This is a genomic window from Acinetobacter sp. MF4642, assembly GCF_002018925.1.
GTDB lineage: Bacteria > Pseudomonadota > Gammaproteobacteria > Pseudomonadales > Moraxellaceae > Acinetobacter > Acinetobacter johnsonii.
In genome coordinates this window covers 16338-30517 of record NZ_MVON01000009.1, presented here as the reverse complement: position 1 = coordinate 30517, position 14180 = coordinate 16338, and the positions used below count along the sequence as shown (strand labels likewise).

The 14180-nt window shown below is 43.7% G+C and carries 6 protein-coding genes; 5 read left to right on the top strand and 1 reads right to left on the bottom strand.

Annotation, left to right across the window (positions count from 1 at the left end):
• Nucleotides 1–24: 24 nt before the first annotated feature.
• The 3 genes from MF4642_RS06875 to recD are packed head-to-tail and all read left to right on the top strand — an operon-like array spanning nt 25 to nt 9285.
• Nucleotides 25–3705 (top strand): exodeoxyribonuclease V subunit gamma, encoded by a 3681-nt coding sequence (locus tag MF4642_RS06875; protein WP_078425731.1) that lies wholly within the window; start codon nt 25–27, stop codon nt 3703–3705.
• A gap of 3 nt (nt 3706–3708) precedes the next feature.
• Nucleotides 3709–7461, top strand: coding sequence for a UvrD-helicase domain-containing protein (locus tag MF4642_RS06870; protein ID WP_078425730.1), 3753 nt, complete (start codon nt 3709–3711; stop codon nt 7459–7461).
• Between the two features lie 39 nt (nt 7462–7500).
• Entirely contained in the window at nt 7501–9285 is a 1785-nt protein-coding gene (gene recD / locus MF4642_RS06865) for an exodeoxyribonuclease V subunit alpha (RefSeq protein WP_078425781.1), read from the top strand.
• Between the two features lie 688 nt (nt 9286–9973).
• On the opposite strand, the gene MF4642_RS06860 is transcribed toward recD, so the two are convergent.
• Complete coding sequence (locus tag MF4642_RS06860; protein ID WP_078425729.1) at nt 9974–11272, bottom strand: serine hydrolase domain-containing protein; 1299 nt, start codon at nt 11270–11272, stop codon at nt 9974–9976.
• A gap of 251 nt (nt 11273–11523) precedes the next feature.
• On the opposite strand from MF4642_RS06860, the gene rpsO reads away from it, so the two are divergent.
• Complete coding sequence (gene rpsO / locus MF4642_RS06855; RefSeq protein ID WP_004692669.1) at nt 11524–11793, top strand: 30S ribosomal protein S15; 270 nt, start codon at nt 11524–11526, stop codon at nt 11791–11793.
• 260 nt (nt 11794–12053) lie between these two features.
• Nucleotides 12054–14141, top strand: a complete 2088-nt coding sequence (pnp, locus tag MF4642_RS06850; RefSeq protein ID WP_171057586.1) for a polyribonucleotide nucleotidyltransferase — start codon at nt 12054–12056, stop codon at nt 14139–14141.
• Nucleotides 14142–14180 lie beyond the last annotated feature (39 nt).

Below are 14180 nucleotides of genomic sequence, written 5' to 3'. Positions count from 1 at the left end.
TAAGATGGTTATTTGAGAGGAAACATGGCGATACACGTAATACAAAGTCAGCGTATTGATGTTCTGTTGCAGGCCATGCAAAAAACCGTCTTTAAACCAGCCAAAAATGCCTTTCAAGTGTTGCAAGCACAGCACTTTATTGTACCTTCACCTGCGGTTGAGGCTTGGCTAACACAAAAGTTGGCGGAGCAGCAGGGCATCAGTGCCAACACGCAGTTTCATCATCGTATTCGTGGTTTTCAATGGTCGGCTTATCAGTGGGTTTTGGTCGATCAAAAAGATGAAGTCCGTAAAGCCAATATTCCGCGATTGATTATTAAATGGCGCGTCTTTCAAGCCTTAAAAGAATTTATACAAGCCGAGCTGAATCCTTTAGAGGTTGCTCATCCGTTGTATCCGATTATTCAGCGGATCTATGCCAGCGCTGACCGGTTGCAACAAGGCATTGATAAACAGCTCAAAAAGCAAAGCATGTTATATTGGGTGGCGGAGCAGGTTTCACGGTTATTTAGTTTTTATATGGATTATCGTGGGCATTGCACCAAAGGTTGTCCACCGCAAAATTGTCGTTGCCAGACCAATTGGTTACAAGCGTGGGGCAAGAATCAGCCGCTCGATTTGGAGCAGATGTTCTTTAAAACTCAGCAAGAACTCAGTGCTTTTCAGCTTAATCAAGCGCATGAATTGGAAGCATGGCAGCGTTGGCTCTGGCAAGTGGTGTTCCATGCTGACTTTGAACAAATTCAGCGTATTGATACTGCATTTTGGGACTTACTCGATCAAGCCGAGACCCGAGACGCTGCGCTTAAAAAGTTACCTGCTCAGCTGGTGGTGTTTACGGTTTTAGATTTACCACCAAAACAATTGGAGTTTTTACATCGATTGGGGCAATATCTCGAGATCTTTATTTTTCACTATAACCCTTCACAAGAATACTGGGCGGACAGTGTCGATCCCAACTGGAAAGCGCGTTATGACGCACGGGTGAAGCAGCGTTTTATTGAAAAACATCCAAATGCCAATGATGCCGAGATTCAGCAGTTTTTTGATGAGTTTACCCTCAATTTTAATGCAGAAACCCGAGAGTCTCGCCATCCTTTACTGACCCGATTTGGTAAACAAGCGCGCGACCATTTCTCTTTACTTTCTAGCCTTTCTTCAGGTGAGGATGGGGTGTGGGCCGATATCTTTGTTGATGAATATCCAGAAACTTTACTTGGTAAAATTCAGTCTGATATCCTGTATTTGGTAGAACCTGCGCAGCATCAGTATGCCTTGGCTGAACAAGATGATTCGATACAGATTCATGTCTGTCACTCCAGCCTCAGACAGCTTGAAGTCCTCAAAGATCAACTGACGCATTGGTTGGCTCAGGGTACGGCTGATGCACCGCGACGTCCAAGTGATATTTTAGTGTTGACGCCTAGTTTGACTGAGCTAGAGCCTTTTATTCGCAGTGTTTTTGCACCTCCTCACCATGAGCGTGAGGCTTTGCAAAAGGGCCATCAACTGAGTAAAGACAGTATTTATTTGCCGATTAAGCTGGCAGGCGTGACTCAACTCGATGCCTTAAATGCATGGCGTGCTGTGTTGGGGCGGATGGTCTTGGTGCGGGGGCGTTTGAGTATTGAGGACTTTGCCGATTGGCTCAGTTTAAATGCAACGCAGCAACGTTATGGCTTAGACATGAATATGATTGAGCGGATGACGGAGCTGTTGATCAACGCAGGCTTTAAACGTGGATTGGATGCCGAACATTTAAAACGCAGTTTGGCCGAAGGGGATGAAGACTATCGCTATAGTCTGAAGTTTGCTTTAGATCGTTTGGCTTTAGGCGTCGCTGTCCCAGAGCATGTGCTGTTTCATGAGACCTTGAGCTATGCCCAAGTACAGTCGAGTGATTTTGAGTTGATTGGTGTTTTGATAGAAATCTATCAGGATTTTAAACACCGTTCCGAATGGATGATCGCGCATGAAATTGGACAACGGACGACTGCTGAAACCTGGCTGAATCGTTTGATGGAAGATATTCGCGAGTTCGAAGCTGCGGGTGTCGAGTCTTTGGCCGCAGTGTATAAGATGGTCAAAAAACAAGAACGTATGCTGACCTTGGCGAGTTATTATGACGAACACGATCATCATGCACTGCGCAGTTTAAGTTTACCTTTGCCTTATGTATTAGAAGAAATCCAAAAGACCTTAGAAGCGCAACTGGATTATGCAGAACCGACAGGGCAGATCACATTTAGTCAAATTGGTCAGATTCGACCTGTGCCGTATAAGTTGATCGTGATGTTGGGCTTGGACAGTGGCAAGTTTCCCAACCGCAGTGCGCATTTGCCTTTTGACCTGATGGACTTGCTGAAGCCACAACTGGGGGATCGTTCCCGTTTGGAAGATGATCAAGGGGCTTTTCTAGATGCGCTGTTGTTGGCACAAGAGAACTTATGGTTATTTTATAATGGCTTTGATATCAACGATGGTGAAGTCCGTGATCCGTCTACGGTATTGCAAGAACTGATTCAGCATATGGCCTTTATTGTGCAGCCTGACACACAAAGCAAGAGTGTCAATGCAATGGTTGATCAGCATGGTGTGACTGTCCCTGCACAGTTGGCATCGCTGTATCATGTCCATCCTTTATTACCTTTTGATCCGCGTGGTTTTGAGTCTGAGCACAGTATTCGTTTTCAGGATCAATGGTTTCAAGTCGCGAAACAATTGCAATATGCATCAGGACAACGGAGTAGTTGGGTCAACACGCCTTATCCAAAATTAGAGCAAGACATTCAAGTTCTTGACAGTCAGCAGTGGATTCAAGACATCACTTTCCCTGCACGGTTGTATCTCAAGACTTTAGGCGTGGAAAACTTAAAACCAGAAGAGATTCCTGCAACACAAGAGCCGTTACTGCTCGATGGTTTAGGACGTTATGCCATTCGTCATTTTTTACAACAACATGAGGCAGCGGCAGATGCCAATCTTCTGATGGATCAACTGCCGATTGGTAAAGTCCAAGATGGGGTCTGGCAAATGAGCGTGCTTGAGCAGCAGCGCTTGCTGACACGTTTACAACGTTATGCGCCTGAGGCTACAGCCACGACCCAACAAGTCTGGAAGGTGAATGAACATTTACAGATCAATGTCACCCTAGCCAAATTTAGTGCTGAAAAATGGGTCAGTGTAGAAGCATCCAGTGCTCGGGCAAAGCGCCGTGCCAAAGTTTGGTTAGAGTATTTACTGTGGTTGGCTTATGTCAATTTGGGTGAGGGCGGACAGCAATATCAACGCATCGTGGTGTTTAGTGACCGAACCATTTTATGTACTGGTGTGAGTTCAAATCAGGCGCGTGAATGGCTCAAACCTTGGTTGAAAGCATGGGAGTATGCACAAACTCAGCCTTTGGTTTTACCTGCGGCCTTGTTACTGAAAATTGCAGAAAAAGATAAAACGCATGAATGGCAACTGAATGATCAGGAGCAGATGGTGATTGCGGACATGGACGCCATTTATAAAGTGTGGGAAGAAGATGGTCGCTTTAGTGGTTTTTCAATGACTGAAAATGAAGCCAATAAAGCACACCGCGACTGGCAGTTTATTTTACAAGAGCAGGATGCCAAAGCATTACTTGCCCATGCCTGCGAGCAGTTTTCTTATGAACTATATCATCCGATATTTTTGCATCAGCAAAGCCTTGAGGACTAAGTCATGAAAGCACAGTCTCAGGTCACTACATCGAACATGTCTTATCAACCCATTGCCGATATGAGTTTTCAGGGCTTACATTGGATTGAAGCTTCAGCAGGCACAGGCAAGACTTTTACATTATCCAGTTTGATGGTACGCATTTTTCTCGGGGCCTATTTGCCGAATCAGGTTATTGCAACCACCTTCACCCGTGCTGCTGCTGCGGAACTGAAAAGTCGCGTTCGGGCACGTTTGATTGAAACTTTACGTTATTTTGAAGGTTGTCAGAGTCTGACCGAGCGAGAGATACAGGCCAAAATAGCCGCTGAACAAGATCCGCTTTTTACCAAAGTACTCACAGATTATGCACAGCGGGTCGGTTTTGCCCAAGAGCGTTTGAAGTTGGTGATTGATCAGTTAGATGAGTTATTTGTCGGGACATTGGACAGTTTTAGTCAAAAGTTACTGCGTGAGTTTTCTTTTGAAAGTGGCAAGATTGAGCGTGCAGATATCACCGATGATGCGCAGAGTTATACTCAGCAGCTCATTCATGATGTATTACGCGAGTGGATTCAGGCACAGCCGCAGCCTGTGGTGAATTATTTACTGTTAAAACAAAAATTAAAAACCGAACAGGCTTATGTGCCAATTGTTGAAAATAGTTTGAACTTTGCATCGGCACAGTTTCAACAGGTGGAAAAACCTGTGCTTGATTTGACGCAATTTGAGCAGGCCATTGATCAATTTACTGCGCTGGATGTGGCACAGATTGAAAGCTTGAAAGACTATTATGCCCCTGAAGGGCAATACCATGCAGTGCTTGGGAAAAAATGGCGTACCGATGCTTTGATGCAACGCATCCTATGTCAGGACTTACCTGCTTTTTTGACCGCCCTGAAAGAGCAACGAGCTTATGCCTTATTTGCGCCACATTTTGAAAAAACCTTAAAGCACCTGACTGACCTTGCAACGAAAAAAGTCTTAAACAAATGTGCTGTAGATGTGTTGGAACAGTTTGAGCAGCATCCTGTGTGGCGACAGGTCCGCATTTTCTTAGACGCATTGGCAGAGCTAGAGCTCAATTTGGATGTGCTGGATGCGTATTTAAAATATCACTTAAGTTCTGAGGTGAAAAAGCGATTACCACAAGTCTTGCAGCAAAAGAGTGAAACGACTTTTGCCCAGCAAATCCGTACCTTGTCAGAAGCCTTACAGGGCGAACAAGGCCGGCGCTTTGCCCAGTTTGTACAAGCACGCTATCCACTCATTTTAGTGGATGAGTTTCAAGACACCAACCAAGACCAAGATGATATGTTGGCGCGAATTTGGCGTGATGCACAGCGCTATCATCAAGGTTGTATGATTATGGTCGGTGACCCAAAACAAGCTATTTATGGCTTTCGTGGTGGTGACATGCTGACCTATAACAAGGCACGTTTAGATGTTTTGGCAAAGCAAGGTCGGCAGTATAGTTTGAAATATAATCATCGTTCTGTACAAAAACTGGTACAGGTGGTGGATGCTTTATTTCAACGCCAACAGGACTTTGGTGAGCAGGTCTATTACCAGCCTGTAGAAGCAGGGACTCGACCACATCCCGCTTTGGTCGATGCACAGGGTGAAAACCATGTACCGCTGCGCTGGCTATTACTTGAAGACAAAAAAAATGAAGCTCAACAAGTAGCATGGAAAATTCGTGATTTAATCAACCAAGGCATTCAACAGCAACTGTATGTGGCAGATGATCCGCCACGGTTTATGGGGGAAAATGATATCGCAGTGTTGTCGAAAAACCATGATGGCTTGGACAAAGTTCAGTTTGAACTAGAGCGTTTGGGAATTTTGGTCAACCGTCCGTCTAAACGTAGTGTGTTTGAAAGTCAGGTCGCGAAAGATGTTGGTGCGCTATTGACTGCAATGATGCATCCTTTTGATGAAGCCAAAGTTCGCCGTGCGCTTTTGAGCCGGCTGTTGGCGATTGATTTAAAACAATTACTGGAACTGGAAAAGCAAGCCAACGGTCTGAGCCAGTTTATGGCGGATTTTGATGACATCCGCGACATGTGGATCAATAAAGGCTTTTTAAGTGCATGGCAATACGCTTTAAACCTGTTTAAAGTGTGGAAAAACTTGGTGGCTTACCAAAGCCGAGACAACGAACGGACTGTGGTCAATCTACGGCATTTGACTGAGTTATTGAGCCAACATAGTGAACAGTTTCAAGGCGCGCAGAAACTGTATCATTGGTATCTCAAACAGTTACATTTGCCTGCAGAACGTGAATGGGAGTTAGAGCGTAAACTTTCCAGCGCCACAGGTATACAACTGATGACTATTCATCAATCCAAGGGTCTAGAGTTTAAAATTGTGTTCTTGCTGGGTGCCGACAAAGACTTTAAGGAAATGAATAAAACCTTAAACTTTTCAACACTGGAACAGATCAATCCGACGACAGGGCAGAGCGAGTTACAGCGCATCGTGGCAGTAAATGATGCCAATCTGTTAGACCCAACCGCAATTGATCAACACAATGAGCGAGCCGAAGCGGAACAGCATCGCTTATGGTACGTCGCACTGACCCGTGCGAGCCACCGCGTGTATGCCTTGCTGCAAGATCAGGAATATAAATCAAATACGGCATTGGCGTTTTGGCGTGGTCAAGCCGGTAATCTGTTTGAGCATCCTGCCAGTGGTGATGAGGTACTGCTGACTGAAAAGCCGATCCGTTTACAGCCAGCCCAGCAGCAAGAGATCATTCAGTTACAAGCTTTGGCTTTTCCTGAACAGCGTTTTTATCCACGTTCCAAAACCAGTTTTAGTGCGTTGGCGCAGCATTTGAGTCGCAAAGAGGCAATGGATGCCTTAGCGGTTTTGAGTGAGAAAGTGGGCAGTGCGGATGACGAGATCAATCATCCTGTGCTTGAGGATGTGGAGCTGAGTCAGCCTTTGGCGTGGATTAAACGGCAGTTTCCAATGGGGACGACTGCGGGAACCTTCCTGCACGAAATTTTCGAGCATATTGATTTTCAGGACTCGGGTGACTGGGGACTGGAAATTCATCGTCGTTTTAAAAATGATAGTCCCTTACTGTGGCAAGAGTTATTGGGCAAATATCAAAACGAGTTTGGACAGGATGATGAAATCCAATTGGTACAGTGGATGCAAGCGTGGTTAGTAGATGTGCTAGAAACGCCTTTGCATGCTGGTTTTCAGTTGAAGCAACTCAAAGCCGATGAACACTTGGCTGAGTTTCCTTTTTATTTGTCATTGTCCGATCATGTGCTGGCGATTAAACGCATACAGGCATTGTTTCAAGAGTATGGGATTGATCTGCTCGACTTAAATGAAGCCAATTCTGCTCGTTATCTGACAGGTTCGATAGACTTGGTTTATTTTGATGGTCAGCGTTATCACATTGCCGATTATAAAAGTAACTTCTTAGGGGCGGATCAGCAGAGCTATAATCATGACGCAATCGAATTGAATATGTCACATGCCAGTTATTGGTTGCAGGCGGGTCTGTATTTGGTGGCTTTGCATCGTTATTTAACAGTGAATTTTCTGGACTATGACATTGAAGAACATCTGGGTCAGGCGAGTTATCTCTATTTGAGAGGGATGAATGGGCAGCCCAATCAAGGCGTATTAAGTTGGCATGCCAGCCCAGAGTTTATTTTAAGACTAGATGCGATTTTGGGGTATTTTGCTGAGGATACTTCTACTGAAAATCATGTAGGCAAAACTTCTGAATTAAGTGAAATTAGTCACTCATAAACAAAGAATTAAGCTGTGGATAACTTTGAGGATAACCGTGTGGAAAATGTTCGTAAAGCCAGTATTGATCAGGCTACCGTGGTAGACACATGGTTAACGCGTTGGAGTCAGTTTATTCAGCAGTCGCCACTGAGTAAAACAGGGTTCACCGAAGCGCGAAGTGAAGTGATTCAACAGGTCCTTGAAGCCATGCTACGCGGTGAGAGTTGTATCTCGGTTGCAGCTGAAGCCGTCACAGTCTTAGATGATTTGGTCATGGATGAACAGCAGGCACAGCAACAAAAAGCGCCGTTTGTTTACGATCAGCAGCAATTATATCTGTATCGTTATTGGGCTTTAGAGCAGTCCTTGGCCCAGCAAGTAGCACGGTTAAAACTGCAAAATTTAACGCAAGTGGATATTTCAGCTTATGCTCATTTGCTTGAAGATCCACACCAAAAAAAGGCTTTGGCGATGGTAGCCGAGCAGGCGCTCGCGATCATTACAGGTGGTCCGGGCACAGGGAAAACCTATACCTTGGCGCGTATTATTGCAGTGCTCAAACAAAGTCTGCCTGATATTCGTATTGCGATGGCTGCACCGACAGGTAAGGCGGCGCAGCGCATGAAAGAAGCCCTTCAGAACTCTTTTCAAGATGAAAAGTTACAAAACTTCATTACCCCAGATTTGAAAAACTTAAACCCTGTGACGCTACATCGACTTTTGGGTCTTGGGAATACGCAGCAACCGCGTTTTCATAGCAGACAACCTTTACCTTATGATGTGATTGTCGTTGATGAAGCGTCAATGCTAGATTTAAATTTGGCACAGATGCTCTTTGCTGCCATGCCGAATCAAGCTCGTTTGATTTTATTGGGCGATGCTGATCAGTTGGCTTCGGTCGATGTCGGCTCTGTGCTCGCCGATCTACAACACGTTCCAGCTTTGGCTGAAAATAGAGTCAATTTGGTCAATAGCCGTCGTTTCAAATCAGATGCACGGATTGGAAAGTTGGCACAATTTATTCAACAGCAATCTTGTTTTGACTTAATGATGCATCCTGCTGAAAAACAGAGAGTATTGCACACTTTTCAACAGCAAGTGGTACATGCCATGACGTTGAAGGCGGTTGAGTTGGATCAGGTCAAGGTCGATTATTTACAACTCGAATTGTTGCCCGAGCAGGCTTTATCTGTAGAGCAGTTGCAGCATTATTATGATCTGTTGATGCTTGGCTTTCAGGGCTATGTCGAGGCTTTAAAGCAATATCAGCAAAATCCTAATGAGTCTCTCGTACCCAAAGTGATTCAACATTTTGATGATTACCGTATTTTGGCAGCCATACGTCACGGCCATTTCGGCTTAAAACAGCTCAATCTGCAAATCGAGCAACGTCTATTAGAACAATCAAAACAAATCAAGCAGGGTGAGTGGTATTTAGGACGCCCTGTGATGATGACCTATAACGACTATCAGTTGGGGGTGTCGAATGGCGATATTGGCCTGTGTTTACAGCGTATACAACAAGGTAAGTTGCAGTTTGAGGTGTATTTCCCTAGTTTGAATAAATGGGTGGCCGCGACACGGTTACCCAAAAATATTGAAACGGCTTTTGCACTGACCATTCACAAATCTCAAGGCTCTGAGTTCACCCATACCGCGGTGGTTTTAGATCGGCAGGCTGAAAAATTACTCAGTAAAGAGTTGATTTATACCGCAATTACGCGGGCGAAAAAAGTTGTTAGTTTACTGGTCGATGCCGATGCATTCGTACATGCTATGGTGACTCGAACCACTCGAGAAAGTGGTCTATCAAGAAAAATTAATCAACAAATTCAATTGTGAAGATTTAATAAACAAATAGGGCTTTTGTACGAAATGGCTTACAGGGATTCAAGAGATTTGCGCATAGAGCTTTGCTTGGGATTTTGAGAAGATGGCTTCACATAAAGAGCTCAACACGGAATGTTGAGTATAATCGCAAAAAGATAATAATAACGTCAGTAGACAGCGAACTTACAGTGAAGTAGGTGAAAGAGGAAACTTACAGCCGCTAAGCCTTGTAGTTTTGGGAGAGACTACAAGGCTTTTTTATATCTGATGAATTGGCATAATGTGACAAAAAATAGCCAATCATTTATCGGAACACAAATACATTAATATATGAACGGTTGAGTAGATATTGGCGCAATATATTGTGGTTTGTAACTTTTAATTAATTTATTAAGTATTTGTTTTTTATTGACTTGAATGTAATTTATTGAATTTTAGAATGTGCTTTAGGTTCAATTGTGGAGAAATTGAGAGTTTAATGTAAGCAATCGCTTACATGGAAATGAGCAAAATGCGACTTTTCTCTTTAGTTCTATGTGGCAAAATGTGTCACATAAGGACGTAAATAATTAAACATGGAATGTTTAATAGAAGACGCGGAAAAGCGCATTATTATAATGAGAACCAAAACAACAAGAACAAAAATAAAAGAACACTACAGCGCAAAAAAGCCCAAGTTTACTTGGGCTTTTTTTTATGCTCAGACTAAATCTGTTTCGCTTCGATCCGTTGCAAATAAGGAGCGACGTTGGTGCTTTAAGATTTTGGGACAATGCTTTGAGATTTGATAAAGCGTTTTCGCTAAGGCTGGTAAGTGAGTCCCGACGACAGATTTTCCTGTGGTTAATAGCGATACACTAATATCACGTTCTGGATCGGCCCAGCAGAGAATATTGGAAAACCCGAGATGTCCAAAGGCTTGCCCAGTCATGGGTCCAAATAACCCAATAGGATTACTCCCTAACATTGGGCCTAAGGCATAACGCATCGGGACTAATAATGTCCGATCTAAACTGACTCCTGACGTGGCCAAGGTCGAGCGAAATACTGTTTGGGCACTCATGATTTGTTTGTCTTGGTATTCGCCACCACTCAAGAGCATTTCAAAGAAACGTCCAGCTTGTTCTGCACTGGTATAAATGTTGCCCGCTGGGCAAATCGTGTCCATAAAACGCGCATCATTGGTCACATCGACCGCCAACTCTAAACCACCGCCCAGTACCCGATTAAGATAATGGTCTGTGCCTAAACGTGGATGTAGACCTGTGGCATAGTTTAAAGCGGCATCCGCTCGATACTCAGGTTTTAAACCATAGTTAAAGTAATCTAAGCCCATGGGTTTTTCGATATTTTCGGCAAGAAATTCACGGGCCGTTTGACCTGTTACCCGCTTGATAATTTCCCCTAAAATATAACCTGACGTCACGGCGTGATACGCCAGATGTGTACCTGAGGCTGAAACGGGTTGTGCAGCATAAAGACGTTCTAAAATTTGATCTTGATTAAACAACAGTTCAGGCGTGACTTTACTGTCAATGCGAGGAATGCCACCACGATGAGCGAGTAAATGGAAAATGGTGGCACGACGTTTACCGTTTACGCCATATTCGGGAATATAGTGGCTAATCGGATCGAGTAAATTCAGATCACCGCGTTCATCCAACATATGAATCAGCATGGCTGTAACGATTTTAGAGGCGGAAAATAAGCAAACTGGGGTATCAGGTGTGCCAATTTTCGCATCTGCCGCTAAACCATCGGCTGAGTTGCCTTGCGCATAACCAATGCTGCGATTTAACAATATTTGTCCCTGACGACGTAAACAGAGGCTGATGAAAGGGTAGTTTCCTGTTTTATATAGGGACTCTACACTGGCCCAAATGCTTTGAATTTGTGCGTCATTCATGCCACCCAAGGTAGCGCAGACCTCATCTTTAGAACGAATCACGTGGTTGAGGTCATGGGGGACATAACAGGTATTGGCAGATAAAATTTTCACAAATTTCTCTCTATTTTTCGTTTTTATTGGGTCTGAGTCTGATATTGAAAATCAGGATTGTCATTATTGTGCATGATTTGTGCAAAGCCGTCAGTTGCTGAATTGACTGCGAACATAAAACATTTTTGCAATATAGCGCTAGATCCCTTAAAATAATGCTTTGCTGTAGTGATGCACGGCAGTCAACTTGGTTTTGAAGAATCAATTTGATTTGTATCAAATGTAACTTATAAGCATCTCGGAGAAATCGAATGGCTTTAACAAACGCAGATCGCGCAGAGATCATTGCTAAATTTGCTCGCGCTGAAAACGACACTGGTTCACCAGAAGTTCAAGTAGCTCTTTTAACTGCTCAAATCAATGATTTACAAGGTCACTTCAAAGAGCACAAACACGACCACCATAGCCGTCGCGGTCTTATCCGTATGGTTAACCAACGTCGTAAGCTTCTTGATTACCTTAAAGGTAAAGATGCTACTCGTTACAGCGACTTGATTGCTGCTTTAGGTTTACGTCGTTAATTCGATTAAACTTTTATTTTCGGACTATCGCATTTTGAATGCTTTATTACTGAAAAAGAAAGTCTACCTTGCTTCTGTGAGGTAATGGGGAAGGGGCGAATGTTTCGCTCCTTCTTTGTGTCTTAAAATCATATTTTTAGTCTCTGGTGAGGTCGGCTTCTAAGCTTTGTCATTTATACAGTTGCCTGAAATGGCGATGTGAATGCCAAACCTTAGGGGTCTCCACTAGAATAAAAATCAGGAAAGAAAAATACATGTCTATGTTTAATATTATTCGTAAAGAATTCCAATATGGTCAACACACGGTTGTTTTAGAAACAGGTCGTGTTGCTCGTCAAGCAAACACTGTTGTGATCACCATGGGTGGTGTACAGGTTCTTGTTGCAATCGTTGCTCAACCAAAAGCAAAAGCAGGCCAAGATTTCTTCCCGTTGACTGTTAACTACCAAGAAAAACAATATGCTGCAGGTCGTATCCCAGGTGGTTACGGTAAGCGTGAAGGTCGTCAGTCTGAAGCTGAAACTTTAATTTCACGTCTTATTGACCGTCCAATCCGTCCATTGTTCCCAGAAGGTTTCTACAATGAAATCCAAGTAACAGCGACTGTTATATCTTCTGACAAAACCATGGAAGGCGATATCGCTGCGATGTTGGGTGCTTCTGCTGCAATGTCAATTGCTGGTGTTCCATTTGCAGGCCCAATCGCAGGCGCACGTGTTGGTTTAATCAACGGTGAATACATCCTTAACCCAACTTTAGAACAACTTAAAGAATCTGATCTTGACCTTGTGGTTGCAGGTACTGAAGCTGCTGTATTGATGGTTGAATCTGAAGCGAAAGAACTTTCTGAAGACCAAATGTTAGGCGCTGTACTTTTCGGTCATGACGAAATGCAAATTGCAATTCAAGCAATTAAAGAGTTTGCTGCAGCTGCGGGCGCAGTTGAATCTACTTGGGTTGCGCCAGTTAAAAATGAAGAACTTCTTGGTAAATTGAAAGAAGCATTCGAAGCGAAAATCTCTGAAGCATACACAATTGCTGTTAAGCAAGACCGTTATGCAGCATTAGATGCGCTTCATGCTGAAGCTGTTGCTCAGTTTGTTCCTGAAGAAGATGAAACTGGTATTGCTGCTGAAGTTGACGAATTATTCGAAGATTTGAAATATCGTACGGTACGTGACAACATCTTGTCTGGTAAACCACGTATTGATGGTCGTGACACGAAAACTGTTCGTGCCATTGATGTTCAAGTGGGCGTATTAGGCCGTGCACACGGTTCTGCATTATTCACACGTGGTGAAACTCAAGCATTGGTAACTACCACTTTAGGTAATACCCGTGATGCGTTGATGGTTGATACCCTAGCTGGTACTAAAACTGACAACTTCATGTTGCACTACAACTTCCCTGCATACTCTGTCGGTGAAACTGGTCGCGAATCTGGTCCTAAACGTCGTGAAATTGGTCACGGTCGTTTGGCGCGTCGTGGTGTTCAAGCTGTTCTTCCTGCAGCTGATCGCTTCCCGTACGTGATTCGTATTGTATCGGATATTACTGAATCAAATGGTTCATCTTCAATGGCTTCTGTATGTGGTGCTTCATTATCACTTATGGATGCAGGTGTTCCATTGAAAGCGCCAGTTGCAGGTATTGCAATGGGTCTAGTGAAAGAAGGCGAGCGTTTCGCAGTTCTTTCTGACATCTTAGGTGACGAAGATCACTTAGGTGACATGGACTTTAAAGTAGCCGGTTCTGCGAACGGTATTACTGCACTTCAAATGGATATCAAGATTGAAGGTATCACTGAAGAGATCATGGAAGCGGCATTGAACCAAGCGTATGCAGGCCGTATGCATATCTTGAATGAAATGAACCAAGTGATTTCACGTGCTCGCCCTGAAATTTCAATGCATGCACCGACATTCCAAGTGATCAACATCAACCCAGACAAGATCCGTGACGTGATTGGTAAAGGTGGTGCAACCATCCGTGCTATTACTGAAGAAACCAAAGCTGCAATTGATATTGAAGACAACGGTACTGTTCGTGTATTTGGTGAAACCAAAGCTGCTGCTGCTGCTGCGGTTGCAAAAATCCAAGCACTTACTGCTGAAATTGAGCCAGGTACAATTTACGTTGGTAAAGTCATTCGTATCGTTGAATTTGGTGCGTTTGTAAACATCCTTCCAGGTACTGATGGCTTACTTCACATTTCACAAATCTCGAACGAGCGTATTGCAAACGTGGCAGATGTGTTGAAAGAAGGTCAAGAAATTAAGGTACAAGTTGCGGATGTAGACAACCGTGGTCGTATCAAATTGACGATGAAAGATATCGAACAAGTTTAATCTCTTGTTAATTTACATGGTGTTTGCCATGTGAATTGA

Excerpts from the sequence above, each read along its gene's own strand:
- MF4642_RS06875 (WP_078425731.1), top strand. The coding sequence starts at position 25 with ATGGCGATACACGTAATACAAAGTCAGCGTATTGATGTTCTGTTGCAG.
- MF4642_RS06870 (WP_078425730.1), top strand. The coding sequence starts at position 3,709 with ATGAAAGCACAGTCTCAGGTCACTACATCGAACATGTCTTATCAACCC.
- rpsO (WP_004692669.1), top strand. The coding sequence starts at position 11,524 with ATGGCTTTAACAAACGCAGATCGCGCAGAGATCATTGCTAAATTTGCT.
- pnp (WP_171057586.1), top strand. The coding sequence starts at position 12,054 with ATGTTTAATATTATTCGTAAAGAATTCCAATATGGTCAACACACGGTT.